22 protein-coding genes and 2 tRNA genes are annotated in these 24,706 nt (G+C 73.2%); 20 read left to right on the top strand and 4 right to left on the bottom strand.

Features of this window, described 5'->3' with window-relative positions:
* Positions 1–78 precede the first annotated feature (78 nt).
* From AC29IT_RS14840 to AC29IT_RS14805, 8 genes are all read left to right on the top strand, one after another.
* Positions 79–867: an IclR family transcriptional regulator gene (locus AC29IT_RS14840; RefSeq protein WP_488219048.1), complete on the top strand. Its 789-nt coding sequence runs from the start codon at positions 79–81 to the stop codon at positions 865–867.
* On the top strand, positions 864–2,075 hold the full coding sequence (locus AC29IT_RS14835; protein ID WP_488219047.1) for a CaiB/BaiF CoA transferase family protein: 1,212 nt from the start codon (positions 864–866) through the stop codon (positions 2,073–2,075). Before AC29IT_RS14840 ends, AC29IT_RS14835 begins: the two co-directional genes overlap by 4 nt.
* Complete coding sequence (locus AC29IT_RS14830) at positions 2,072–2,926, top strand: HpcH/HpaI aldolase/citrate lyase family protein (protein WP_488219046.1); 855 nt, start codon at positions 2,072–2,074, stop codon at positions 2,924–2,926. Before AC29IT_RS14835 ends, AC29IT_RS14830 begins: the two co-directional genes overlap by 4 nt.
* Positions 2,923–3,735 carry a cyclase family protein gene (locus AC29IT_RS14825; protein WP_488219045.1) on the top strand — a complete coding sequence of 271 codons (813 nt, stop codon included), beginning with the start codon at positions 2,923–2,925 and terminating at the stop codon, positions 3,733–3,735. The genes AC29IT_RS14830 and AC29IT_RS14825 overlap by 4 nt, the downstream gene beginning before the upstream one ends.
* Positions 3,732–5,159 (top strand): MmgE/PrpD family protein, encoded by a 1,428-nt coding sequence (locus AC29IT_RS14820; protein ID WP_488219044.1) that lies wholly within the window; start codon positions 3,732–3,734, stop codon positions 5,157–5,159. The genes AC29IT_RS14825 and AC29IT_RS14820 overlap by 4 nt, the downstream gene beginning before the upstream one ends.
* Positions 5,160–5,250: 91 nt before the next feature.
* Positions 5,251–6,537: an MFS transporter gene (locus AC29IT_RS14815; protein WP_358434597.1), complete on the top strand. Its 1,287-nt coding sequence runs from the start codon at positions 5,251–5,253 to the stop codon at positions 6,535–6,537.
* Positions 6,534–7,859, top strand: coding sequence for an MmgE/PrpD family protein (locus AC29IT_RS14810; protein WP_488219043.1), 1,326 nt, complete (start codon positions 6,534–6,536; stop codon positions 7,857–7,859). The genes AC29IT_RS14815 and AC29IT_RS14810 overlap by 4 nt, the downstream gene beginning before the upstream one ends.
* An 11-nt stretch (positions 7,860–7,870) precedes the next feature.
* Positions 7,871–8,509 (top strand): aspartate/glutamate racemase family protein, encoded by a 639-nt coding sequence (locus AC29IT_RS14805; protein ID WP_358434591.1) that lies wholly within the window; start codon positions 7,871–7,873, stop codon positions 8,507–8,509.
* A gap of 529 nt (positions 8,510–9,038) precedes the next feature.
* On the opposite strand, the gene AC29IT_RS14800 is transcribed toward AC29IT_RS14805, so the two are convergent.
* A tRNA-Gly gene (locus tag AC29IT_RS14800) sits at positions 9,039–9,112 on the bottom strand.
* Between the two features lie 127 nt (positions 9,113–9,239).
* Here AC29IT_RS14800 and AC29IT_RS14795 point away from each other — a divergent pair.
* The 8 genes from AC29IT_RS14795 to AC29IT_RS14760 all read left to right on the top strand — a co-directional run bounded on the left by AC29IT_RS14795 (position 9,240) and on the right by AC29IT_RS14760 (position 16,416).
* A tRNA-Pro gene (locus tag AC29IT_RS14795) sits at positions 9,240–9,313 on the top strand.
* Positions 9,314–9,513: 200 nt separating this feature from the next.
* Positions 9,514–9,684, top strand: a complete 171-nt coding sequence (locus AC29IT_RS14790; RefSeq protein ID WP_488219042.1) for a hypothetical protein — start codon at positions 9,514–9,516, stop codon at positions 9,682–9,684.
* Between the two features lie 243 nt (positions 9,685–9,927).
* Entirely contained in the window at positions 9,928–11,352 is a 1,425-nt protein-coding gene (tig, locus tag AC29IT_RS14785) for a trigger factor (protein ID WP_488219041.1), read from the top strand.
* Between the two features lie 285 nt (positions 11,353–11,637).
* Complete coding sequence (locus AC29IT_RS14780) at positions 11,638–12,210, top strand: ATP-dependent Clp protease proteolytic subunit (protein WP_358434747.1); 573 nt, start codon at positions 11,638–11,640, stop codon at positions 12,208–12,210.
* A gap of 37 nt (positions 12,211–12,247) precedes the next feature.
* Positions 12,248–12,877 carry an ATP-dependent Clp protease proteolytic subunit gene (locus AC29IT_RS14775; RefSeq protein WP_358434582.1) on the top strand — a complete coding sequence of 210 codons (630 nt, stop codon included), beginning with the start codon at positions 12,248–12,250 and terminating at the stop codon, positions 12,875–12,877.
* A gap of 446 nt (positions 12,878–13,323) precedes the next feature.
* Entirely contained in the window at positions 13,324–14,604 is a 1,281-nt protein-coding gene (gene clpX / locus AC29IT_RS14770) for an ATP-dependent Clp protease ATP-binding subunit ClpX (RefSeq protein WP_358434579.1), read from the top strand.
* Positions 14,605–14,778: 174 nt separating this feature from the next.
* Positions 14,779–15,402 (top strand): RBBP9/YdeN family alpha/beta hydrolase, encoded by a 624-nt coding sequence (locus AC29IT_RS14765; protein WP_488219040.1) that lies wholly within the window; start codon positions 14,779–14,781, stop codon positions 15,400–15,402.
* A gap of 117 nt (positions 15,403–15,519) precedes the next feature.
* Positions 15,520–16,416 (top strand): alpha/beta hydrolase, encoded by an 897-nt coding sequence (locus tag AC29IT_RS14760; RefSeq protein ID WP_488219039.1) that lies wholly within the window; start codon positions 15,520–15,522, stop codon positions 16,414–16,416.
* A gap of 54 nt (positions 16,417–16,470) precedes the next feature.
* On the opposite strand, the gene fdhD is transcribed toward AC29IT_RS14760, so the two are convergent.
* Complete coding sequence (gene fdhD / locus AC29IT_RS14755) at positions 16,471–17,316, bottom strand: formate dehydrogenase accessory sulfurtransferase FdhD (protein ID WP_488219038.1); 846 nt, start codon at positions 17,314–17,316, stop codon at positions 16,471–16,473.
* Positions 17,317–17,529: 213 nt separating this feature from the next.
* Between fdhD and AC29IT_RS14750 the strand changes: the two genes are divergently transcribed.
* Genes AC29IT_RS14750 through ligD form a run of 3 tightly spaced genes read left to right on the top strand, consistent with a single transcriptional unit; the run spans position 17,530 to position 19,654 of the window.
* Positions 17,530–18,129: a YwqG family protein gene (locus AC29IT_RS14750; RefSeq protein ID WP_488219037.1), complete on the top strand. Its 600-nt coding sequence runs from the start codon at positions 17,530–17,532 to the stop codon at positions 18,127–18,129.
* Between the two features lie 47 nt (positions 18,130–18,176).
* Positions 18,177–18,767 carry a DNA polymerase ligase N-terminal domain-containing protein gene (locus AC29IT_RS14745; protein ID WP_488219036.1) on the top strand — a complete coding sequence of 197 codons (591 nt, stop codon included), beginning with the start codon at positions 18,177–18,179 and terminating at the stop codon, positions 18,765–18,767.
* A complete protein-coding gene (gene ligD / locus AC29IT_RS14740; RefSeq protein WP_488219035.1) occupies positions 18,764–19,654 on the top strand; it encodes a non-homologous end-joining DNA ligase in 891 nt (296 codons plus the stop codon). Before AC29IT_RS14745 ends, ligD begins: the two co-directional genes overlap by 4 nt.
* 4 nt (positions 19,655–19,658) lie before the next feature.
* Here the strand turns inward: ligD and AC29IT_RS14735 are convergent, their stop codons facing one another.
* Positions 19,659–20,873 (bottom strand): helix-turn-helix domain-containing protein, encoded by a 1,215-nt coding sequence (locus AC29IT_RS14735; RefSeq protein WP_488219034.1) that lies wholly within the window; start codon positions 20,871–20,873, stop codon positions 19,659–19,661.
* A 375-nt stretch (positions 20,874–21,248) separates the two neighbouring features.
* Here AC29IT_RS14735 and AC29IT_RS14730 point away from each other — a divergent pair, with 375 nt between their 5' ends.
* A complete protein-coding gene (locus tag AC29IT_RS14730; protein ID WP_358434552.1) occupies positions 21,249–21,800 on the top strand; it encodes a hypothetical protein in 552 nt (183 codons plus the stop codon).
* A 527-nt stretch (positions 21,801–22,327) separates the two neighbouring features.
* Here AC29IT_RS14730 and AC29IT_RS14725 read toward each other — a convergent pair.
* Entirely contained in the window at positions 22,328–24,664 is a 2,337-nt protein-coding gene (locus AC29IT_RS14725; RefSeq protein WP_488219033.1) for an FdhF/YdeP family oxidoreductase, read from the bottom strand.
* Positions 24,665–24,706: the final 42 nt, after the last annotated feature.

Below are 24,706 nucleotides of genomic sequence, written 5' to 3'. Positions count from 1 at the left end.
TGCGCGGTTCGAGCACTCACTGTCGTTCCGGTAAGCGGTACGACGATCGGGGCAATCGGAGGGGACGACGTGGCGGAGATGACCGGGGGCACCGGGGCCACCGAACGGGTGGCGGACGTGCTGCTGCTGTTCACCGACGGGCCGCCGACGCTCGGCGTGAGCCGGGTGTCCCGCGAACTCGGCCTCTCGAAGGCCGTGGTGCACCGCATCCTGCAATCGCTGACCGCGCGGGACCTGATCGCCTACGACGCGGCGAGCCGCGAGTACCGGCTCGGACCGGCCGCGGCGGCGCTGGGCAGCCGCGCGCTGCGCGAATCCGACCTGCGGGCCACGGCGCTGCCGTTCCTCGCCGAACTGCGCGACCGGCTGCACGAGACCGTCACGATCAGCGCGAAGGTGCACGGCGGCCGCGTCTACCTCGACCAGGTCGTCGGCACCCACGAGATCACCATGTCGGTGGAGCTCGGCCGCCGGTTCCCGCTGCACGCCGGATCGTCCGGCAAGTGCATGCTCGCCCACTCCGCGCCGGACGAGGTGGACCGGCTGCTCGCCGGGGAACTCGCCGCGCTCACCCCCGCGACGCCCACCGATCCGGCCGCGCTGCGCGCCGAGCTGGCGGAGATCCGGCGGCTCGGCTACGCGGCCTCCGAGGGGGAGCGGCAGAGCGACGCCGGTTCGGTCGCGGTCCCCGTGTTCGGCCCCGGCGGGCTCGTCGGCGCGGTCTCGGTGTGCGGGCCCCGCTACCGGGTGACCGACGAGTTCGTCGCCGCCACCGCACCCGAGCTGATCGAGACCGCGGACCGCGTCACCGCCCGGCTCGGCGGACTCGTCCCGCAGCGACCCGTCACCAGTGGAGGAACGCGATGACCCACGACCACCCCGCGGACTCGGTCCTCCCGGCGCTGGACGGCCTGAAGGTCCTCGACGCCTCCACCCTGTTCGCCGGGCCGCTGGCCGCCACGCTGCTGGGCGACCACGGCGCCGACGTCATCAAGATCGAGCACCCGCGCGGCGACCCGGCGCGGACGCACGGCGCGCAGAAGGACGGCGTCGGGCTCTGGTGGAAGATGCTGGCCCGCAACAAGCGGGCGATCACCCTGGTGCTGTCCACGCCGCGCGGCCGGGAGCTGTTCCTCGACCTCGCGGCCGACGCCGACGTGGTGATCGAGAACTTCCGGCCCGGCACGCTGGAGCGCTGGGGTCTCGGCTGGGAGGAGCTGTCCGCCCGCAACCCGCGGCTCGTGCTGGCGCGGGTGACCGGGTTCGGGCAGACCGGCCCGTACTCGTCGCGGCCCGGCTTCGGCACCCTCGCCGAGGCGATGAGCGGATTCGCCGCCATGACCGGGGAACCGGACGGGCCGCCGACGCTGCCGCCGTTCGGGCTCGCCGACGGCGTCGCCGCGCTCACCACCGCGTTCGGCATCCTCACCGCGCTGCGGGCGCGGGAGAGCACCGGGCGCGGGCAGGTGCTGGACACCGCGATCATCGAGCCGCTGCTGCACCTGCTCGGGCCGGGCCTGATCGCCTACGACCAGCTCGGGGTGCTGCAGCCGCGCACGGGGAACCGCTCGTCGAACAACGCGCCGCGCAACACCTACCGGTGCTCCGACGGCCGCTGGGTCGCGGTCTCCACCAGTGCCCAGTCGATCGCCGAGCGGGTGATGCGGCTGGTCGGCGCCCCGGAGCTGATCGAGGAGCCGTGGTTCGCCAGCGGCGCGGGCCGCGCCGAGCACGTGGCGGAGCTGGACGCGGCCGTCGGTTCGTGGATCGCCGCCCGCGACCGGGACCAGGTCGTCGCCGCCTTCGAAGAGGCGCAGGCCGCCGTCGCCCCGATCTACACCGCGGCCGACGTGCTCGCCGATCCGCACTTCAACGCGCTCGGCAGCATCGTGACGATCGACGACGAGGAGCTGGGCCCGGTCCGCTTCCAGAACACCCCGTTCCGGCTGTCGGACACGCCCGGTTCGGTCCGCACCACCGGCCCGCGGCTCGGCGCGCACACCGCGGAGGTGCTGGGGTCCCTCGGCGTCGACGCCGGTGAGCTGGACCGGCTGCGCGAGCAGGGGGTCGTGTGAGCGCCCTCGGCCGGGCGCGGAGCTGGCTGTACGTGCCCGCGCACCGGGAGGACCTGGTCGCGAAGGCCCTCGACGGGGCCGCCGACGCCGTGGTCCTGGACCTGGAGGACGCGGTCCCGCCCGCGGCGAAGGACCGCGCCCGCGGCTGCGCGGCGGCCCGCGCGGGCGAGCGGACCTGGGTGCGGATCAACGGTTCCGGAACCCCGTGGGCCGCGGCCGACGCCGAAGCGCTGGCCGGGTCCGGCGCCGCCGGGCTGCGGGTGCCGAAGGCGGAGGACCCGGCCGCGGTCGCCGCGCTGGCCGAGCGGACCGGGCTGCCGCTGCACCTGCTGGTGGAGAGCGCCCGCGGCCTGGAGCGGGCCTTCGAACTCGCCACCTGCCACCCGCTGGTCGCCGGGATCTCCCCGGGCGAGACCGATCTGGCCGCGGACCTGCGGATCCGCGACCGCGCCGAGCTCGGCTGGGCGCGGTCCCGGATCGTCACCGCCAACCGGGCGGCCGGGCTGCCCAGCCCGGTCGCCAGCGTGTGGACCGACCTGGCCGACACCGCGGGACTCGCCGCGGACAGCGCCGCCCTGCGCGACGCCGGGTTCTTCGGCCGCTCCGTGATCCACCCCCGCCAGATCGACCCCGTCCACCAGGCCTTCACCCCCGACGCGGACGAGGTGGCGCGGGCGCGGTCCCTGCTGGCCTCGGTCGGCGCCGCGGGCGACGCCGCCTGGGTGGACGCCGACGGCCGCTTCGTCGATCCGGCCGTCGTCGCCGGGGCTCGCTGGGTCGCCGAACTGGCCGATGAGCTGCAGCAGCACCACGAACCGGGCCGTGCCGCGGCCGGGAAGGAGAACCCGTGACCGACGCCCTGCTCGGCGCCGTGCGCGCCGGGACCCGCATCATCGAGCTCGGCCACCCGCTGTACACGGGGATGGCGGGCTCGCCGAACCACCCCGGATTCCGGATGACCCTGGAACGCCGCCACGGCGACGCGGTCCGCCCCGACGGCGGCTCGGCGTCCAACGAGGTGATCGTCACCGGCGGGCACACCGGCACCCACGTCGACGCGCTCGCCCACGTCAGCCACGACGGCAAGCTGCACGGCGGCGCCGACGCGGCTGAAGCGCAGCGCGGCGGCAAGCACACCGTGCACGGCGCGGAGACGATTCCGCCGATGGTGACCCGCGGGGTGTTCCTCGACGTGGCCGCGGTGCACGGCGTGGACGTGCTTGAACCCGGCTACGGCATCACCGCCGAGGACCTGGCGCTGGCCGCGGAGCGCGCAGGCGCCGAACCCGGTCCCGGCGACGTCGCCGTGGTGCGCAGCGGGTGGGGCGGGCTGTTCGGCGACCCGGTCGCCTACGTCGGCAAGGAGACCGGGGTGCCCGGGATGACCGTGGACGGCGCCGAATGGCTCGTCGAACGCGGCATCGTCGCCACCGGCGGCGACACCACCGCCTACGAGCAGATCCCGGCGGGCGCGGGGCACCGCGTGCTGCCGGTGCACCGGGTGCTGCTGGTGGAGCACGGCATCCACATCGTCGAGCACCTCGCGTTGGAGGACGCCGCCGAAGCCGGGCTGGGCGAGTTCCTCGCCGTGTTCGCCCCGCTGCGCATCGTCGGCGGCACCGGCGCCCCGGTGCGGCCGCTGGCGGTGGTGCAGCCGTGACCACTCCCGCGCAGCGGATCGGTGAGGTCGGCGCCCGGCTGGCCGCGGACGGCATCGAGGACGCGCTGGCCGACGACGTGGCGGGCCGGATCGTCGACGTGCTCGGCAATTCCCTCGCCGCGGTCGGCGCGGAACCGGCGCGGATCGCCGGGGCGGTCGCCGCCGAGTGGGGCGGGCACCCCGCCGCGACCGCGATCGGGCTGCCCGGCCGGGTGCCGGCACCGTCGGCGGCGCTGGTCAACGGAACCCTGGCGCACAGCCTGGACTTCGACGACACCCACCTGCCGTCGGTGCTGCACCCGTCGGCCTCGGTGGTGCCCGCGGCGCTGGCCACCGCGGAACGCACCGGCGCCGGTGGACGCGCGGTGCTGGCCGCGGCGGCGATGGGCATCGAGGTCACCTGCCGCCTCGGCATGGCCGGTTACGACGAGGAGCTCGGCAACTCGGTGTTCTTCGAGCACGGGCAGCACGCCACCGCGATCTGCGGCGCGATCGGCGCCGCCGTCGCCGCCGGGATGCTGCAGGGGCTCGGCGCGGAAGAACTGGCGTCCGCGGTCGGCATCGCCGCCAGCATGGGCGCCGGGGTCATCGAGGCGAACCGCACCGGCGGCACCATCAAGCGGGTGCACTGCGGCTGGGCCGCGCACTCCGGGGTCGCCGCCGCCGACCTGGCGCGGCACGGCCTCACCGGGCCGCCCACCGTGATCGAGGGCCGGTTCGGGTTCCTGCGCGCGTTCTGCGGCGAGCGGGCGCATCCGGAACGGGTCACCGACGGGCTCGGCGAGCAGTGGGAGACGCCGGGCGTGTTCTTCAAGCCCTACCCCTGCAACCACTTCACGCACGCCGGCATCGACGCCGCGCTGCGGCTGCGGGAGCGGGGCGTGGTGGCCGAGCAGGTCCGCGAGCTGGTGCTCGGGGTGCCCGCCCCGGTGCTGCGCACCATCGCCGAACCCGCCGAGGAGAAGCGGCATCCGCGCTCCGGCTACCACGCCGCGTTCTCCGGCCCGTACACCGTGGCGGCGGCGCTGCTGGGCGGCGGCGGGCTCGGCGTGTTCCACGAGGACTTCACCGACGCCGCCGCGGCCGACCCGCGGCGCCTGGACCTGGCCGGGCGGGTGCGGGTCGTCGCCGACGAGCAGGCCACCGCCGGATTCCCCCGGCAGTTCCCCGCCGTCCTCACCGCCGAGCTCGCCGACGGCAGCACGGTGACCGAGCGGATCACCGAGAACCGCGGCGGCCCCGGTCGCCCGCTGTCCGCCGACGAGCTGGCGGCGAAGTTCACCGGCAACGCGAGCCGGGCCGTGGGACCGGACCGGGCGGCGGACGTCGTCGCCTCGGTGTGGGACCTGCGCGCGGACCGCGCGGTCGCCGAGGTGCTGGACGGCATCCGCACCGCGCTCGCCGAGTCCGAAGTGGACGGCTGAACCGCGCACCGAGCACTGGCAGACAACGACGTCTCGTCCGCTCCGTTCGAACGGAACGAACGATTCCCCACCCGGAATCGAGGAATTCCCCATGAGCACACGGTTTCGCTTCGTGACGCTGGGGCTGGTGATCGGCCTCATCGTCATCAACTACATCGATCGCAGCGCGGTCTCCTACGCGGTGGAACCGCTGGAGCAGGCGTTCGGGATCACCACCGCGCAGTACGGGATCATCAGTTCCGTCTTCTCCATCGGCTACATGGTCGCCGCGTTCCTGTCCGGGCCGCTGGTGGACCGGTTCGGGACGCGGCGGGTGCTGCTGTCCGCGATCGCGCTGTTCTCGGTGACGACCGCGCTCATCCCGGTCGCCGGTTCGTTCGCGGGACTGCTGGTCATCCGGTTGCTGCTGGGCATCGGGGAGTCGCCTGCGTTCCCGGCGGCGACCCGCACGGTGAGCCGGTGGCTGCCGATCCGGGAACGCGGCGTGGCGCTGGCCCTGTGCGGCGGGGTCGCGGTCTCCGGGAGCCTGCTGATCTCCGGTCCGCTGCTGACGGGGCTGACCGATCTGGTGGGCTGGCGCGGCATGTTCTGGACGCTGGCGCTGTTCGGCGTGGTGTGGGCGGTGCTGGCGGCGCTGCTGCTGCGCGACCTGCCGTCGGAGTCGGCGCGGGTGAACGACGCGGAGCGGGCGCTGATCGCGGCCGGGCAGGAGTCCGATTCGGCGCCGGGCCGGTCCCGGGTGCGGTGGCGGCCGCTGCTGACCAACCGGAACCTGTGGGTGGTCGCGGGAGGCTACTTCGCGTGGGGCTTCATGTTCTGGGGCTTCATGTACTGGCTGCCGTCGTTCCTGTCGAACGCCTACGGGTTGAGCGTGGAGCAGGCGGGCGCGTTCTCCATCGCGCCGTGGGCGTGCGGCATCGTCGGCGCGCTGGTCGGCGGGTACGTGGTGGACCGGGTGTACCGGCGCAGCCCGCGGATCCGCACCCGGTTCGCGGTGATGGGGGTGGCGCTGCTGCTGGCGGGCTGTTCGCTGATCCCGCTCGCGATCGCGCCGACGCTGACGGTGGCGTTGATCTCGATCTCGCTGGGCGTCGGTTTCGGGTTCATCACCGGCGGCATCTGGTGGGTCGCGTCGATCGACGCGGCCCCGGACCAGCCGGGCAGCGCCGCCGGGTTCGCCGATGCGGCGTTCGCGTCCTCGGGGATCGTGGCGCCGTCGGTGATGGGGTTCATCGTGGCGGGCACCGGGAGCTTCACCAGCGGCTTCGTCGTGATGGCCGGGCTGGCGGTGGCGGGCGCGCTGCTGATGCTGCTGGTGCCGCGGGAACCGGTCCCGGCGGCCGGACCGGCGGCGCGAGCCGTGAGCGAGCGGGCGTGAGCGCGGCGGCGGTCCGGGAGGCCGTGACCGGGCTCGGCCGGTGGGTGTCCGAGCTGAGCTGGCAGGACGTGCCGGTGGAGGTGCGGGAGCGGCTGGCGACGGTGCTCACGGAGTCGATCGCGGTGACCGCGCTCGGTTCGCGGGAGCCGGAGCAGCGGGCGCTGGTCGCCGCGTGGGACGCGCCGGACGGGGTGTCCCCGCTGTTCGGGACGGGCCGCGCGGTCGCGGTGGACGCGGCGGCGTGGTTGAACGCGGTGGCCGCGGTGCGCCTGGAGCTGGACGACGGACACCGGCTCGCCGCGGGGCATCCGGCGGCGCACGGCTTCCCGGCGGTGCTGGCGCTGGCCGCCCGGCGCGGGGTGCGCGGTGCGGAGCTGTGCTGCGCCCTGCTGGCGGCGTACGAGGTCGCGGCCCGGTTCGGCCGGGCGACGCGGCTGCGGCCGGGCACCCATCCGCACGGCAACTGGGGGGTGACCGGTGCGGCGGCGGGCTGCGCGCGGGTGCTGGGGCTGGGCCCGGCGGAGACGGCGGCGGCGATCGACGCGGGCGGTGGCCTGCCGGTCGCGGGCCCGTTCGCGGCCGCGCTGGACGGCAACCCGGTGCGGGACGCCTGGGTCGGCGCGGCGAACCAGTCGGGGCTGGCGGCGGCGCGGCTGGCCGCGTCCGGGTCCGGGCTGGTCACCGGGGTCGCGGCGGACGCGTTGGGCGGCTTGCTGGGCGAGCTCGACCCGGCGGTGCTGGCCGGCGACGGCTGGGAGGTGCTCGGCGGCTACTTCAAGCAGCACTCGTCGTGCTCGTTCACGCACGCCGCGATCGATGCGGCGCTGGCGGTGCGGGACCAGGTGGGGCCGGATCCGGCGGACGTCCTGGTGGAGATCCACGCGCTGGGCGCCGGGCTGGACCGGACGAGCTGGCCGACGGCGCTGGCGGCGCGGTTCTCGCTGCCGTTCGCGGTGGCGACGGCGTTCCGGCGCGGTCGGGTCGGGCCTGCCGAGTTCTCGGCGGCGGCGCTGGCCGATCCGGCCACGGCCGAGCTGGCCCGCCGGGTCGAGGTGCGCGCGGCGCCGGACCTGGACGCCCGGTTGCCCGCGGAGCGGCCGGTGCGGCTCACCGCCTCCGGGGTCGTGGTGGAGCGCCCGAACCCGGTCGGCGATGCCGCCTACCACCCGTTCTCCGCCGCGGACCGGGTCCGCGTGCTGGGCGGGCTGCTGGGCGAGCCGGAGGTGGTGGCGGACGTCCGGGAGCGGTGCGCCGCGCTGCCGGACGCGGTGGACGCCGCCGCGGAGTTGCGCGCGCTGGGCGCGTTGTGCCAGGTCCGATGAGGAGGAACGCCATGCTCGTGCACGCCGTCACGCCGATCGTCGTCGGCCCGCGGGAGGTCGCCCGCAGGCAGGCCCGCTACGACGCGCTCTCGCCCGCGGGGGTGCGCGTGGTGCTCTCGGACCTGCCCGCGGGCGGCCCGCGCGCCCTGGAGTCCGCGGCGGACGTGCGCCGGTCGACGGAGCTGGTCGCGGAGTCGCTGGCGGCCGCGCCGGAGTGCGATGCGGTGCTGCCGGATTGCGTGCTGGATCCGGCGGTGCCCGCGGACGGCGGCCTGCTCGGCGGCCGCCCCGCGTTGGGCCTGCTCCGGTTGACGGTGGGGGCCGCGGTCGCGGCGGGACATCGGATCGGCGCGGTGACCCGCAACGCGGCGATCGCCGCCGAGCTGCGCCACCGCATCGACGACTACGGCTGGTCGCACTCCTTCGACGAGGTCGCGGTCCTGGACCTGCGGGTGGAGGACATCACCGACCCGGCCCGCTGGTCGGCGGCGATGAGAGATCCCCTGGAAGCGTTCGGAGCCGCGGGCGTCACCGCCGTCATCAACGGCTGCTCCGCGGTCGAAACCGAACAACCCCCCGGCACCCCCACCGTCCTCGACCCGATCAGAACGGCCCTGACGGTCCTAGCAGCCCTGACCCCCACCCCCTGACCAAGCCCCCAGGTCGCGCAACCCCCACCCCGCCGGCGAAGGCCGAAGGCCGAGAAAGGCGCCCCCAGCAAGGGCGAACCCGGAGCTCGGCCCCCGCAGGGAGATGCGAAGGGGAGACCGGCCAGCGCCAATGGTCCGGCACCCTGCCGCCCAGAACGCGCAGGCGAAAGCCGAGCAACCGAGGAACGACGCCGACCGGTCACCCAGCCCACCCACCGACGAAGGCCGAAGGCCGAGAAAGGTGCCCATCGCACTGTGGGGGTGTACGGGCGCGTCCCTGGTGGGGAGCTGCGAAGGGGAGTCCGGCCAGGGCTGATGGTCCGGCACCCTGCCGACCGGAGCGCGCAGGCGAAAGCCGAGCAACCGAGGAACGACGCGGGGCCGTCACCCAGCCCACCCACCGCCGAAGGCCGAAGGCCGAGAAAAGCGCCCACCGCACCGTGGGGGCGTACGGGGGCTCGGCCCCCGTATGGAAATGCGAAAGGGAGAGCGGCCAAGATCAAAGATCTGGCACAGCTCTCCCACGACCTGGAGCGGGCGACGGGAATCGAACCCGCGTAGCCAGTTTGGAAGACTGGGGCTCTACCATTGAGCTACGCCCGCATGCCCGGTCGGACGTCTCCCGGCGGTGTCCCGCCGCGGTCTTCCCGACCTTGCGTGCCCCAGCTTAACGGGTCGCGATAGGCTCTTCGCAACGCACCCGGGCGGTGGGGGTGCGGCGCAGGTAGGACGGGGTGTGGCGCAGTTTGGTAGCGCACTCGCTTTGGGTGCGAGGGGTCGTGGGTTCAAATCCCGCCACCCCGACGGTCCTTCGGGGAGGCGTGGTCGTGCGGCCGCGCCTCCTTTTCGCGTTCGGGGCGCTTCACGGAACGTGATCTTCGCGGGTGATTCGTTCGACTTCCGGTAACGGTGAGCAGTCGTGGCCCGATTTCGCGGTCGTGCACGTTCACGTTGCTGTGTCGAGGACCACGCGCCGGGTCCGGATCCCCGCCTTGGTGGTGGGGGTGTTGTTGGCGCTCGCGGTGCTGCTGCTGGTCGGGGTGTCGTTGTTCGTGGATGTCCCGGGTGGGCAGATGGCGCCGCCGACGGTGGGCATCGGGACCGCGGTGATCCCGACTCCGCTGGGGTCGTCGGGGCCTGGTCTGGGTGACGCCGTGTTCTCGGCGCCGCGCTGATCCGGCGCGGTGCCGGATGCCGGGTTTTCGCGTTCCTCGCGTGGAATCGGCGGTGGTGCGCGGGTTCGCGCGGGCCCGCGCGCACGCGACCCGTGGCCGGCTGAGGCAACCCCCGGGGGCCCGGGTCTCGCCTGGGCAATAGACTCGGAGGTCAGCCCGGCGTCGCCGGAGCGCCCCCGACGTGGGGTGGCGCTCCCGCCGGCACCGCCGGGGTTCCGAAGCACGTTCGCACTAGGAGACCACGTGAAGAGCACCGTCGAGCACCTGAGCCCGACGCGCGTACGGATCAACGTCGAGGTGCCGTTCGACGAGCTCAAGCCGAACTTCGACCGCGCGTACAAGGCACTGGCCAACCAGGTCCGCATCCCGGGCTTCCGGCCGGGCAAGGTTCCCGCCCGGGTGCTGGAGAGCCGCATCGGCCGGGGTCCTGTGCTCGACGAGGTCGTCAACGAGGCGGTTCCGGCGAAGTACATGGAGGCCATCAACGGCACCGAGGTGCGCACCCTCGGGCGTCCGGAGATCGAGGTCACCAAGATCGAGGACGGGGACCAGATCGAGTTCACCGCCGAGGTCGATGTGCGTCCGGAGATCACCGTTCCGGCGTTCGGCGAGCTGTCGGTGTCGGTGGACGACGTCGAGACGACCGAGGACGAGGTGCAGGAGCAGCTGGACGAGCTGCGCGCCCGCTTCGGCACGTTGACCGGCGTGGACCGTCCGGCGCAGCAGGGCGACTTCGTCAGCATCGACCTGTCGGCCACGGTCGACGGCGAGGACGTCGAGGAGGCGCGCACCAGCGGCCTGTCGTACGAGATCGGCTCCGGCCAGCTCATCGAGGGCATCGACGACGCGCTGATCGGCGCGTCGGCGGGTGACACGAACACCTTCAACACCGACCTGGTGGCCGGCGAGTACGCGGGCCGCGAGGCCGAGGTCACGGTGACCTTGGCGTCGGTGAAGGAGCGGCACCTGCCGGAGGCGGACGACGAGTTCGCCCAGATGGCCAGCGAGTTCGACACGGCCGAGGAGCTGCTCGCCGACCTGCGGGAGCGGCTGGGCCGCGTCAAGCGGATGCAGCAGGGCATGCAGGCCCGGGACAAGGTCCTGGAGGCGCTGATGGAGACCGTCGAGGTCCCGCTGCCGGAGAACGTGGTGCAGTCCGAGGTGGAGGTTCGCGAGCACGACGCGATCCACCCGTTCGACCACGACGAGGCGAAGTTCGCGGAGTGGCTGGAGCAGCAGGGCCAGACCCGCGAGCAGTTCGACGCGGAGACCCGCGAGGAGGCGGAGAAGGCGGTCCGCACCCAGCTGGTGCTGGACACGATCGCCGACGCCGAGAACGTCTCCGTTTCGGACAACGAGCTGACCGAGCGGATCATCTACCAGGCGCAGCGCTTCGGCGTGAGCCCGGACCAGTACGTCCAGCAGGCGCAGCAGTCCGGCCAGCTCGGCGCGATCTACGCGGACGTGCGGCGCAGCAAGGCGCTGTTCTCCGTGGTGCGCCAGGCCACCGTGGTGGACGCGTCCGGCGCTGAGCTGGACCTGGACGAGCTGTTCGGCTCGCAGGACGACGCAGGCGAGCAGCCGGAGGTCGTGCCGGGCGAGGTCGAGCAGGCCGAGGACGCGAAGTCCGACGCGAAGGACGATTCGGCCGCGGCGAAGTCCGAGTGACGGTTCTTTCGCGATGATTTCGCCGTGAGCGGAAGGATTCTGCGAACGGCGGGAGCAATGCACAAGCTCTGAGCGAACGTGGGCGGTACCGGGAAGCTGGTGCCGCCCACGTTCGTTAGGGTCGGTTGCAAGCGGATCACCGGAGACGGAAAAGCAAGGCGTTCCCAGCGGGTCGGCGGCCGCAGTCGGTGTGGCCGGTCCTTTGTGGAAGCCCCCATCGTGGAAGAAGGCAGGGGAGACGTGACGCAGCACCTGACTGTTCCGGCGTCGGACTCGACGCCGCACATGCGGTCGACGAACGGGCTCTCGCTCAACGACTCGGTTTACGAGCGCTTGCTGCGGGAGCGGATCATCGTCCTGGGTTCCCAGGTCGAGGACACCATGGCCAACCAGATCTGCTCGCAGCTGCTCCTGCTCGCGGCCGAGGACCCGGAGCGGGACATCTCGCTCTACATCAACTCGCCGGGCGGTTCGGTGACCGCGGGCATGGCGATCTACGACACCATGCAGCTGATCAAGCCGGACGTGGCGACCGTCGCGATGGGCTTCGCGGCGTCGATGGGGCAGTTCCTGCTGTCCGCCGGTGCTCGCGGCAAGCGGTTCACGCTGCCGCACGCGCGGATCATGATGCACCAGCCGTCGGCGGGTCTCGGCGGCACGGCTTCGGACATCGCGATCCAGGCCGAGGTGTTCACCAAGCACAAGCGGGAGATGGCGGAGCTGATCGCCGAGCAGACCGGCCAGACGGTGGAGAAGATCACGGCCGACTCGGACCGCGACCGCTGGTTCACGGCGGAAGAGGCCCGCGACTACGGCTTCGTGGACCACATCGCCTCCGCGGCGAACCTGCCCAGCTGACCGCGCGCCCGGAACCACTAACGAGGAGTCACCTGTCGTGAGCTCATTCCAGCTTCCGCAGTCCCGGTACGTGCTGCCCTCCTTCGTCGAGCGCACCGCGTACGGGGTGAAGGAGTCGAACCCGTACAACAAGCTGTTCGAGGAGCGCATCGTCTTCCTCGGCGTCCAGGTGGACGACGCGTCGGCGAACGACGTGATGGCGCAGCTGCTGTTCCTGGAGTCGGACGACCCGGACCGCGAGATCCAGATCTACATCAACTCGCCGGGTGGTTCGTTCACGGCCCTGATGGCCATCTACGACACCATCCAGTACGTCCGCCCGGACGTGCGCACGATCTGCCTGGGGCAGGCGGCGTCGGCGGCGGCGGTCATCCTGGCGGCGGGCACGAAGGGCAAGCGGCTCGCGCTGCCGAACTCCCGCATCCTGATCCACCAGCCGTCCACCGAGGGCATCTACGGCCAGGTCTCCGACTTGGAGATCCAGGCCAACGAGGTGCAGCGGATGCGCGACCTGATGGAGACGACGCTGGCCACGCACACCGGCAAGGACAAGGAGCAGGTCCGCCGGGACGTGGAGCGGGACAAGATCCTGACGGCGGAGCAGGCGCGGGAGTACGGGATCGTCGACGAGGTCCTGCCCTACCGCAAGCTGTCCGCGCAGTCCTGATCCGGTCGGCCCGCGTGGCGACCGGAGGTGGTGCCGCGGTGGCCTCCTCGCGCCCGGCCCGTCGGTTCGGCCGGCGGGATCGAGGTGAGGGGGTCGCCGCGCACCCGGGGTGGTCGCGGCACGGAGTGCCGCCGCTGCGAAGATGTTGATCTACGACGGTGCCTGCGCGGCGCCCTGCTCCGCTGATCACGGCGGTGCGGTGCGGGAAAGCCGCTCGCGGGAGCGTTCCGGTGAGTGGGATGCTGTGGTGCGCTCGACGCGCCGGGCGTCCGCGACACGCCGGGAGCGCGGCCACCGGCCGCCGCACCCGGTGCATGCCGGAGACTGGCGAGCAGCGGAGTCTGCGAGTCTCCCCGAATCCGGGGAGCGGCAGGTACCGTCGGAACGAGCACATACGGTCAGGCACGTCACCGGACGGCGTGTCGGAGGGGACGGGGTCAGCGGTCATGGCACGTATCGGTGACGGCGGCGACCTGCTGAAGTGCTCCTTCTGCGGGAAGAGCCAGAAGCAGGTGAAAAAACTCATCGCCGGCCCCGGCGTGTACATCTGCGATGAGTGCATCGATCTCTGCAACGAGATCATCGAGGAGGAACTGGCGGAGGCCGGTGAGGTCAAGCTCGACGAGCTGCCCAAGCCGACCGAGATCCACGAGTTCCTCGACCAGTACGTCATCGGGCAGGACCCGGCGAAGCGCAACCTCTCGGTCGCGGTCTACAACCACTACAAGCGCATCCAGATGGGTGAGCGCGCCCGGGACAGCCGCGAGGAGAACGTCGAGCTCGCGAAGTCGAACATCCTGATGCTCGGTCCCACGGGCTGCGGGAAGACCTACCTGGCGCAGACGTTGGCGAAGATGCTCAACGTGCCGTTCGCGATCGCCGACGCCACCGCGCTCACCGAGGCGGGCTACGTCGGCGAGGACGTCGAGAACATCCTGCTCAAGCTCATCCAGGCGGCCGACTACGACGTGAAGCGCGCCGAGACGGGCATCATCTACATCGACGAGGTCGACAAGATCGCCCGCAAGAGCGAGAACCCGTCGATCACCCGCGACGTCTCCGGCGAGGGCGTGCAGCAGGCGCTGCTGAAGATCCTGGAGGGCACCACGGCGAGCGTGCCCCCGCAGGGCGGCCGCAAGCACCCGCACCAGGAGTTCATCCAGATCGACACGACGAACGTGCTGTTCATCGTGGCGGGGGCCTTCGCGGGGCTGGAGAAGATCGTCGAGGACCGCGTGGGCAAGGCGAGCGTCGGGTTCGGCGCCCAGCTGCGCTCGAAGGAGGAGGCGAACTCCGCGGACCGGTTCTCCGAGGTGCTGCCCGAGGACCTGATCAAGTTCGGGCTGATCCCCGAGTTCATCGGCCGGCTGCCCACGGTGGCCAGCGTGACGAACCTGGACAAGCCCTCGCTGGTGCAGATCCTCACCGAGCCGCGCAACGCCCTGATCAAGCAGTACAAGCGGCTGTTCGAGATGGACAACGTGGAGCTGGAGTTCACCCGCACCGCGCTGGAGGCGGTCGCCGACCAGGCGATCCTGCGCGGCACGGGCGCCCGCGGCCTGCGCGCGATCCTGGAGGAGGTGCTGCTGCCGGTGATGTACGACATCCCGAGCCGCACCGACGTCGCGAAGGTCGTCATCACCGAGCAGACCGTCCGGGAGAACGTCAACCCCACGATCGTGGCCCGGCAGGCGACGCGGCGGGAGCGCCGCGAGAAGTCCGCCTGACCGCGCGCATCGCACGCACTGCCGCCGCCGTCCCGTTCCGGGGCGGCGGCGGTGTCATGTCCGGGTCCCGCGCGGGTGGTTTCCCGCTCCGGATCTCCAGATCGCCCAGCGGCACCGCGCGCCATGCATGATCATGCGGGATGGAGGTTGCGTCGTCCGGCTGGGGGAGGGCCGATGAGCGAGCTGCACGTGCTGCTGGTGCCGGGCGGGGCCGATTCCGGGCCTTGGCACTGGCAGCAGTGGCTGACGGCACGGGCGCGGGAAGCGGGCGCCACCGTCACCCGGTGCCCCGGCCCGGTGGAGCCGGCGGGGTGGACGGCCGCGCTGCGCGCCGAGCTGGCCGCGGTGTCGCCGGACGCGGAACTGGCCGTGGTCGCGCACCGCGGCGGCGCCCGCACCTGGCTGCGGCACGCGGCCGATCCGGGCGAGGACGAGGTGCGGCGGGCCGACCGGGTGCTGCTGGTCGCCCCGGCCGAGCCGGGCGTTCCCGGCGCGGGTCCGGACGTGCCGGGGGAGCCGGATGCGCCCGCGCTGCGCGCGGCGGGCGGTCCGACGCGGATCGTGGCGGGCACCGAGGACCCGGAGCTGTCGGTGTGCGCGGCGCACGCGCTCGCGCACCGGCTGCGGGTCGAGCTGGACGTGCTCGCCGACGGCCGCGGCCTGGACCTCGCCGCCGGCTACGGCCCGTGGCCGGCCCTGCTGCGCTGGGCGATGTACGGCTCGGTCCCGGTGGCCGACCGGTTCGGCACCGCCCCGCACGTCGCGGGCTGGTCCGCGGTGCCCGAAGGGGCCCGTTGACGGAGGTCATGACCGGCGCGACGTGGGTGAGCTCTCGGTCACGGCGGGGCAGGTCCGGTAGCGCCGACGGGCGTTGGCACGATGGACGGTCGGAGGGAACGAAGGCCCGGAGGTGCCATGCAGCGCGGGAAGCCGCGGAACGTCCCGATGCCGAACCGGCGCACCCTGCTCGCCTCCGGCTTGGCCGGGGCCGGGGCGCTCGGCCTGGGGCTGACCAGCGACACCGGTGGCGCGCTGGTGCCCGCCGAGCCGCTGCCGCTGGCGAAGCAGAGCAACGTCTCGGTGGAGCGGGTGCACTCGCAGGCCCGCAACCGCGAGGTCGAGATCGTCACCATGTACCCGCAGGGGGTGTCCCGGGACCGGATTCCGGTGTGCCTGATGCTGCACGGCCGGTTCGGCGACGCCCGCAAGTCGGCCGGTGGCCTGCCCAGCTGGCTCACCACGGCCGTTGCCACCGGCAAGGTGCCGCCGTTCGCGTTCCTCGCCGTCGACGGCGGCGGCAACAGCTACTGGCACCAGCGCTTCGGCGATGATCCGATGTGGATGCTGCTGGACGAGGTGCCGCGCTGGCTGGCGGAACGCGGCATCGGCGGCGACGACGGGCAGCCGTTCGCGGTGTCCGGGATCTCGATGGGCGGGTTCGGCGCGCTGCTCTACACCCGGCGCCGCAACGAGCTGGAGATCCCGGTGGAGGCCACCGCCGTGGTGTCCCCGGCGCTCATCACCAACTGGCCGGAGATGGCGCGGCGCCGCGCGTTCGCCGACGAGGCCGACTGGAGCGACATCGACCCGATGCGGCACATCCCGGAGCTCGGGAACGTGCCGCTCGGCGTGTGGTGCGGCACCCGGGACCGGTTCATCTCCGGCACCCGCAAGTTCGTCCGCAAGGCCCGCCCGGAGATCGCGTCCGTGAGCACCCCCGGCGGCCACAACAGCCGCTACTACCGGCTGGCGCTGCCGGAGGTGGTCGACTTCGTCGGCGGCTACGCGCCGGACAAGTCCGAGCACGGCTGACGCGGCGGGGTCCGCCACCTGCCGCTGAGCGCCGCAGGTCGGCGGCCCGCTCGCTCAGAGGACCGGGGTGGGTTCGGGTTCGAGGACGCGGTGGGTGCCGGTGTAGACGTTCATCGAGCTGCCGCGGAGGAAACCGATCAGCGTCATGCCCTGCTCGGCGGCCAGCTCCACCGCCAGCGAGGACGGCGCCGACACCGCGGACAGCAGCGGCACCCCGGCCATCGCGGCCTTCTGCACCAGTTCGAACGAGGCCCGCCCGGACACCATGAGCACGCAGCCGCGCAGCGGCACCCGGCGTTCCAGCACCGCCCAGCCGAGGACCTTGTCGACCGCGTTGTGCCGCCCCACGTCCTCCCGGCACACCAGCAGGTTCCCGTCGGCGTCGAAGAGCGCGGCACCGTGCAGTCCGCCGGTCGAGTCGAACACCTTCTGCGCGGCCCGCAGCCGGTCGGGCAGCGCGGAGAGGGTCTCCGGGGTGATCTCCAGCGGATCGTGCTCGGGGGAGTGCCGGGTGCTCAGCCGCACCGAGTCGAGCGCCGCCTTCCCGCACACCCCGCAGGAGGAGGTGGTGTAGAAGTTGCGCTCCACCGAGGTGTCCGGCGGCGCCACGCCCGGCGCGAGCAGGATGTCCAGCACGTTGTAGGTGTTGCGCCCGTCCGGCCCCGGGCTGTCGCAGTAGCGGGCGCTGTGCAGGTCGTCCTTGTCCGCGATGACGCGTTCGGTGAGCAGGAAGCCGTGCGCGAGCTCCACGTCGTGGCCGGGGGTCCGCATCGTCACCGACAGGGCGCGGCCGTTGACCCGGATCTCCAGCGGCTCCTCAGCGGCGAGGGTGTCCGGCCTGGTTCGGGAACCGCTCTCGGTCACGCGGAGCACGGGGCGCCGCACGGTGACTCGTCCCATCGTCAGCCTCCTGGGTCGGCTCGGCTCGGATGCCGCAACGGTCCCAGTATGCGCCGCGCGCCCGGGCTCCCGGCCAGGCGTCCGCGACTGCTCCGTTCGGGTGTGAGATCGGCACCGCCCGACCGGCGGAGGATGGTTCGGACGGGTGAGATCGCTAGGGTCTCGCGGGACACCGGACATGCGCCGGGGAACCCCGCTACAGCAAGGATTCCGATGCCCGACCTCGCCGCCCAGCCCCGCCAGAGCCTCCGCTTCGTCGAATCCGAGGAGCCCATCACCGAGCCGGTCACGAAGTTCGGCGGGCAGCCGGTGTGGCTGTCGACGCCGCAGTGGCCGATGTCCGAGGAGCACGGCAGGCCGATGCGGTTCCTCGGGCAGATCCGGCTGCCCGGCGAGCAGGTGCGCCTGGCCTACCTGTTCCTGACCGAGGACTACCCGGAGACGGCGGACGAGGTGGTGGACACGTTCGCGCCCGACTCGGGGGAGAACGCGTTCTTCGCCCAGCCCGGTGAGCCCGCCGACTTCTACCAGGTCGCGACGATCGCGAAGGGGCCGACGTTCGGGCCGGACCACCGGGTGGAGCTCGCGCCGTTCGACGGCGAGGTGGACGTGGACGACTTCGCGACGCGGCTCGGCGGGGCACCGCAGTGGCTGCAGGGCGACGAGTCGCCGGGGGAGCCGTTCCGGTTCGTGGGGCAGTTCGACAGCTCGGTCGACTTCCCGTTCGAGGTGGACTTCGGCGACGCCGGGGTCGGGTACGCGTTCCTCGACGAGGCCAGCGGGCAGGGCCGCTTCCTGTGGCAGTGCAGCTGATCTGACCTGCGGGTGTGCCGGGTGCCCGCGGCGGGTACGGCTGCGGCATGGCACGGGACGAGCTCGGCGAGTACCGGGACAAGCGCGACCTGGCGCGGTCGGGCGAACCCGGCGGTGGTGCGCCGGGGGAGGAGCCGTTGTTCGTGGTGCAGCGCCACGACGCCTCCACGCTGCACTTCGATTTCCGGCTGGAGGTCGGGGACGTGCTCAAGTCGTGGGCGGTGCCGAAGGGCCCGTCCACCGACCCGAGCGAGAAGCGGCTGGCCACGCCCACCGAGGACCACCCGCTGGACTACGCGTCCTTCGAGGGCACGATCCCGGAGGGCTACGGCGCGGGCACCGTCGTCGTCTGGGACACCGGCCGGTACCGGAACCTCACCGAGCACCGCGGGCGACCGGTGGAGATGGCCGAGGCGCTCGACCGCGGCCACGTGAAGGTGCTGCTGGAGGGGAGCAAGCTGACCGGCGCGTTCGCCCTCACCCGCGCTCCGCTGCGCGGCCGCGAGGAGTGGCTGCTGGTGAAGGTCGACGACGACGGCGCCGACCGGCGGCGGAACCCGGCGCGCACCCGGCCGGAGTCGGTGCTCTCCGGCCGCACCAACGCCGACGTCGCCGCCGGACGGGACGCGGAGCGGTGACCGGCACCGAAGCGCTGGCGGCCGGCGACGAGCGCATCGATCTGACGCACCCGGACAAGGTGCTGTACCCGGCGGACGGCTACCGGAAGCGGGACGTCGCCGAGTACTACCGGGCCGTCGCCGACCGGATGGTGCCGCACCTGCGCGGCAGACCGCTGACGATGCGTCGCTTCCCGGACGGGGTGGGCAGGCCCGGCTTCTTCCAGAAGGAGGCGTCCCTCCACTTCCCGGACTGGGTGCGTGTCGAGCCGGTGCCGCAGCGCGGAGCGGGCGGGCCGGTGCACCACGTGGTGTGCGACGGAGCGGCGACAGTCCTCTACCTGGCCACCCAGGCGTGCCTGGAGTTCCACGTGGGCCTGGCCGCCGTGGACGAGCCGGACCGGCCGCTGCTGCTGGTGGTGGACCTGGACCCGCCGCCGGACGCGGATCTCGCGGAGCTGCGGTCGGTGGTGCGCGAGTTCCGGGACCGGTTCGCCGACGCGGGCCTCGCCCCGCACCTGCAGGCCACCGGCGGGAAGGGCTTCCACGTGGTGGCGCCGCTGGCGGGCCGCCGCGGGTTCGACGAGGTGCGCGCGGCGGTGCGGGACATGGCGCAGGACGCGGTGCGCGCGTCGCCGGAGCGGCTCACCACCGAGCAGCGCAAGGACGCGCGGGGCGACCGGATCTTCCTGGACGTGGGGCGCAACGCCTACGGGCAGACGATGATCGCGCCTTGCTCGCTGCGCGCCCGCGACGGCGCGCCCGCGGCGGCGCCGCTGGACTTCGCCGAGCTGTCGAAGGCGACGCCGCGCTCCTACGGCCTCGCGAACCTCCCGCGCCGCCTCGCCCGCAAGCGAGATCCCTGGTCCGACCTCGCCGCCACGGCCGCCGACTTCCCGCGCCCCTGACGGCTCAGGCGGTGTCGCGGAGGTGGTGGGTGGCGCGGGCGGCGAGGAAGTCGGCGACGGCCGGGTCGCGGTGGTGCGGCAGCAGCGCGTTCGCCAAGGCGGTGAGGCGCTCGTGCACGCGGGCCGAGGACAGGGCGGGAGCTGCGGCGAGCACCGTGCTGCCGGTCGCCGCCGCCTCGTCGTAGCGCCCGGCGTCGAACAGCACCTGGGCCAGCGAGACGAGGCTCAACGCCTTGCTGCGCACCCGTTCCGGTGGCCGCAGCCCGACGGCTTCGCGGGCGTGCCGTTCCCCGCGGTGCAGGTCGCCGAGGCTGCGCCAGCACTCGGTGGTCTCGCTGGCCAGCGACGCCCGGTCGAACGGGGCGATCCAGCGGCAGGGTTCGTCGACGACGGCCAGTTGCTCCCGGGCCAGCGCGAGGCGCCGTTCGGTGCCGTACCGGTCGCCCTGCGCGGCCAGCGCCCGCGCGTGCAACGCGTGCAACCGGGCGACGAGGCGGGACGTGCCCGCGGTGCCGATGGTGTGGGTGAGGCCGTTCAACGCGTAATCGGCGGCGGACTTCGGCTGGCCGAGTTCGGTGGACAGGTGCGACAGCGAGGCGCACACCTCGGCCTGCAGCGCGTGGTCGGCGGCACCCGCGGCGAGCCGGTACGCGGTGTGGAAGTGCTCCCGCGCGGGCACGTCGTTGCCGCTGTCGTGCGCCATCCACCCGGCGAGCTCGACGACCGAGGCCGCCGCCGCCAGCACCTCGGCTCGCTGCGGTTCGGCCCGCACCAGCGGCAGCACCGCGGTGGTGAAGTAGTGCCGGACCGTCTCGTAGAGCGTGCCGCCGCCCACGCTGCGGTCGGCCGATTGGAAGGACGCCGACACCACCCGGATGGAGTCCACAGTGGACGAAGGGGCGCCGCTGGGTGCGCTGGTCGTGCCCCGGGGCCGGAAGCCGAGCGCCGCGTCGTCGACGGCGCCCAGCACGGCCCGCAACGCGGCCCGGTAGGCGGCGGTGGGCCAGCGCACCGCGCCCCGCTCCCACTTGGCGATGTGGTGCGCGTCGAGCGCCCACCGCTTGCCGGTGGACTCCAGCAGGTGGTCGTTGACGGCCTCGGCGAGCTCGGCGCGGGAGAGCGGTTCGCCGGGCGCCACCCGCGAGGGCAGGGCTTCCCGGGCGCGGCGCAGCCGCTCGTTGCGCTCGGGTCGGGGTCGGGCGGAGGAATCGCCGGTCATGATGATCAGCCTCCCAACGAGTACGGAGTGTATCCATCTCGTTCCGCTACGTCGTCGATCTTGCCCCGAGTTGCCCCGGACGGCGGGCGCCGCTGCCCCGAGTGCCGAGGTGGCCGCCCGTCCGCCGAGGTCCGCCGGGTTGCTCCGGTGCGCGCGGACCGGGGCCCGGCCGGTGAGCTCCGACGCGCGACCCGACCTGGCCGGTCCTCCGGCGGCTCCGGCGGCGATGCCCACGTTCGGCGGAGCGGGACCGCTGGATGGGCGGTACGCGGCCTCGCGGGCCCTGCCGATCTCGGTGGGATGGGGATCAAACGAGGGCGCTCCCACCTGTGCGGGAGCGCGCGGACGCTGTCCGGGCGTCCCTGCCGGAACAAGGTGAGTTCGAGCTACCCGTCGCGGTACTGCAAGGAGCACCGGTTCTGCGGACGTCGGGGGGCGTTCCGGGTGCACGCGGACGACGTCCGGGACCGGCGGCGGCGCGAGCGGGAGGCGATCGCCGTGCTCGTCACCGACCCGTGGCCGCGCACCGTCCAGCAGCGCTGCCTGGCCGTCGTGGACGGCCCGGCGTGGGAGGAGTTCCTGGCGGAGCGCGCGAGCCGGGCCTGCCGGGTCCTCGCCGCCCTCGCCGCCCGAGTGGAGCGGGCCGACCGGCTGCCGGTCGAGCGGCTGCACGACCTGGTGCTCGGCGAGGGGGAGCGGGACCAGGCGGTGCGGCGGGTCGCCGCCGCGGTCGCGGTCGCGGTGTCCCGCCGGGTCGGTGATCCGGCGGAGGTGGTGTTCGCGATCCGCCTGCTCGGCGTGTTCTCCTGCGCGTCCGTCGACCAGGTGGGGCGCTGCCCGTGCCGCCGCGCGATCGTGGAGCGGTTCGGGGCGCGGGCCGCGGCGGACAAGCTGGCGCGGGGTCTGCCGGACCGGCTCGCGGCCTGAACCGAGCGCTGTCGGCGGCTCCGGCGGACGGACCGCGGTGGAAACCCGGGCGGCTTCGGGGATCGCCGTCGCGGGGTGGCCGAGGCGCCGGGAGGTCCGGCCGCTGCTGGGGCGCGGGGTGCGCCGAGAGGTCCGGCTACCGCGGGGACCTGGGACGCGCCGGGAGGTCCGGCCATTGCGGGTACGCGGGGTGCGCCGAGGAGCCGGCGCCGCGGGGACCCGGGCACGCCGCCGGAAGCGCGGACGCTGGGAATCCCGGCCGCCGCCCGGGCTCAGGCCACCGTGCGATCTGGTGTGCTGTGCGATCTGGCCCGCTGCGCGAACCGGCCTGCCGTGCGATTCGATCTGCTGCGTGATCCGGCCGCTGTGTGATCCGGCCGCTGTGCGATCTGGCCCGCTGTGCGATCCGGTCCGGTGCGCGGTCTGGCCCGCTGCGCGATTCGGCCTGCCGCGTGATCCGGCCCGCTGCGCGAACCGGGCCGCCCGCGCGGTGCGGACGGCCCGGTTCGGTTGCAGTCGTGCGCGGATCAGCCCGCCGAGCGCTCCAAGCGGATCAGCACGGCCTTCGAGACCGGCGTGTTCGACTTCTCCGCCACCGCGCCGAGCGGCACCAGCGGGTTCGCCTCCGGGTAGTAGGCGGCGGCGCAGTCCCGCGCGGTCGGGTAGGCGACGATGCGGAACGCCTCCGCCCGCCGTTCCTCCACGGTGGCCTCACCGTCGGGTCCGGGCTTGCCCGGCCACTCGGAGACCATGTCCACCAGGTCGCCCTCGGCGAAGCCGAGCGCGGCGATGTCCTTCTCGTTGACCATGACCACCCGGCGCGCGTCCTCGATGCCGCGGTAGCGGTCCGAGAGCCCGTAGATGGTGGTGTTGTACTGGTCGTGGCTGCGCAGGGTCTGCAGCAGCAGCCGTCCTTCCGGCACCTCCAGCGGCTCCGCCTCGTTCACCGTGAAGTTGGCCTTGCCGGTGGTGGTGGTGAAGGTGCGGCTGTCCCGCGGCGGGTGCGGCAGCACGAAGCCGTCCGGGCGGCGCACCTTCTCGTTGTAGTCGGTGCAGCCGGGCACGACGGCGGCGATGTGCTCGCGCACCGCGTCGTAGTCCTTCTCGAACGCCTCCCACCGCACCGGGTGCCCGTCGCCGAGCAGCTTGCGGCCCAGCCGGGACACGATCGCCACCTCGGACAGCAGGGTGCCGGAGGCGGGGGAGAGCCTGCCGCGGGAGGCGTGCACCACCGACATCGAGTCCTCGACGGTGACGAACTGCGGCCCGGACTCCTGCACGTCCTTCTCGGTGCGGCCCAGCGTCGGCAGGATCAGCGCGGTGTCCCCGGCGACCGCGTGCGAGCGGTTCAGCTTGGTCGACACCTGCACGGTCAGGTCGCAGCCGCGCAGCGCCCGCTCGGTGCCTGCGGTGTCGGGGGTGGCGGACACGAAGTTGCCGCCGACGGCGAAGAACGCCTTGACCTCGCCGGCCTGCATGGCGTGCAGCGCGTCGACGGTGTCGTAGCCGTGCTTGCGCGGCATGGGGATGCCGAACTCGGCCTCCATCGCGTCCATGAACTTCTCGGGCATCTTCTCCCAGATGCCCATCGTCCGGTCGCCTTGCACGTTGGAGTGGCCGCGGACCGGGCAGACGCCCGCGCCCGGCTTGCCGATCATGCCGCGCATCAGCAGCAGGTTCACCGCTTCGCGGATCGTCGGCACGGCCTTCTTCTGCTGGGTGAGGCCCATCGCCCAGCAGATCACGGTCCGCTCGGACTCGATGAGCATCCGCGCGATCTTCTCGATCTGCTCGCGGGACAACGCGGTGGCCTTGAGCGTCGCGTCCCAGTCGATGTCGGTGGCCTGCGCGTAGAACTCGTCGAAGCCGTGGGTGTGCTGCTCGATGAACTCGCGGTCCAGCACGGTGCCGGGCGCGTCCAGCTCGGCCTTCGCCAGCAGTGCGGTCAGCGCCTTGAACAGGGCGAGGTCGCCACCGATGCGGATCTGGGCGAACTCGTCGCACAGCGCGGTGCCCTTGCCGACGACGCCGCGCACGTTCTGCGGGTTCTTGAACCGCATCAGCCCGGCCTCGGGCAGCGGGTTCACCGCGATGATCTTGCCGCCGTGGCCCTTGACCTTCTCCAGGGTGGAGAGCATCCGCGGGTGGTTGGTACCCGGGTTCTGCCCCACCACCATGACCAGGTCGGCGTGCTCGACGTCGGCCAGCGACACCGAGCCCTTGCCGATGCCGATGGTCTCGGTCAGCGCCGAGCCGGACGACTCGTGGCACATGTTCGAGCAGTCCGGCAGGTTGTTGGTGCCGAAGCTGCGCACCAGCAGCTGGTACAGGAACGCGGCCTCGTTGCTGGTACGGCCCGAGGTGTAGAACGCCGCCTCGTCCGGGTGGTCGAGCGCGCGCAGCCCGTCGGCGACGACGTCGAGCGCGGCGTCCCAGTCGATCGGCCGGTAGTGCGTGTCGCCGCTGCGCTTGATCATGGGCTGGGTGAGCCGCCCCTGCTGCCCCAGCCAGTAGTCGCTCATGCCCGCGAGCTCCTCGACGGAGTGCTTCGCGAAGAACTCGGCGTCGACGCGCCGGGTGGTGGCCTCCTCGGCGACGGCCTTCGCACCGTTCTCGCAGAACTCGGCGGGGCTGCGCTTGTCGCCGTCCGCCTCCTGCGGGTCCGGCCACGCGCAGCCCGGGCAGTCGAACCCGGAACGCTGGTTGAGCAGCGGCAACGTGAGCATGGTGCGGCCGGCGCCCATCTGCTCCCAGCCGCGGCGCAACGACACCATCACCGCCTTCACGCCTGCTGCGTGGTCCTTCGGGTGGTGCGTGGACAGCGCCGACTCGTCGATGTCCTGTTCGGGGGCTTTGCGCGACATGCCTCCCAGGGTCCCCCGTCAAGGTCGGGTCGGCACAGTCCG

Source organism: Saccharopolyspora sp. MMCC62 (genome assembly GCF_057736575.1).
This window is presented reverse-complemented; position numbering and strand designations above follow the sequence as displayed.

What these genes read in the sequence shown, in the direction of transcription:
- AC29IT_RS14840 (WP_488219048.1), top strand. Translation starts at nt 79, where the DNA reads ATGACCGGGGGCACCGGGGCCACCGAACGGGTGGCGGACGTGCTGCTG.
- AC29IT_RS14750 (WP_488219037.1), top strand. Translation starts at nt 17,530, where the DNA reads ATGCCCGACCTCGCCGCCCAGCCCCGCCAGAGCCTCCGCTTCGTCGAA.
- AC29IT_RS14835 (WP_488219047.1), top strand. Translation starts at nt 864, where the DNA reads ATGACCCACGACCACCCCGCGGACTCGGTCCTCCCGGCGCTGGACGGC.
- AC29IT_RS14725 (WP_488219033.1), bottom strand. Translation starts at nt 24,664, where the DNA reads ATGTCGCGCAAAGCCCCCGAACAGGACATCGACGAGTCGGCGCTGTCC.
- clpX (WP_358434579.1), top strand. Translation starts at nt 13,324, where the DNA reads ATGGCACGTATCGGTGACGGCGGCGACCTGCTGAAGTGCTCCTTCTGC.
- AC29IT_RS14780 (WP_358434747.1), top strand. Translation starts at nt 11,638, where the DNA reads ATGCGGTCGACGAACGGGCTCTCGCTCAACGACTCGGTTTACGAGCGC.
- AC29IT_RS14765 (WP_488219040.1), top strand. Translation starts at nt 14,779, where the DNA reads ATGAGCGAGCTGCACGTGCTGCTGGTGCCGGGCGGGGCCGATTCCGGG.
- AC29IT_RS14745 (WP_488219036.1), top strand. Translation starts at nt 18,177, where the DNA reads ATGGCACGGGACGAGCTCGGCGAGTACCGGGACAAGCGCGACCTGGCG.
- fdhD (WP_488219038.1), bottom strand. Translation starts at nt 17,316, where the DNA reads ATGGGACGAGTCACCGTGCGGCGCCCCGTGCTCCGCGTGACCGAGAGC.
- AC29IT_RS14815 (WP_358434597.1), top strand. Translation starts at nt 5,251, where the DNA reads ATGAGCACACGGTTTCGCTTCGTGACGCTGGGGCTGGTGATCGGCCTC.
- AC29IT_RS14735 (WP_488219034.1), bottom strand. Translation starts at nt 20,873, where the DNA reads ATGACCGGCGATTCCTCCGCCCGACCCCGACCCGAGCGCAACGAGCGG.
- AC29IT_RS14805 (WP_358434591.1), top strand. Translation starts at nt 7,871, where the DNA reads ATGCTCGTGCACGCCGTCACGCCGATCGTCGTCGGCCCGCGGGAGGTC.
- AC29IT_RS14760 (WP_488219039.1), top strand. Translation starts at nt 15,520, where the DNA reads ATGCAGCGCGGGAAGCCGCGGAACGTCCCGATGCCGAACCGGCGCACC.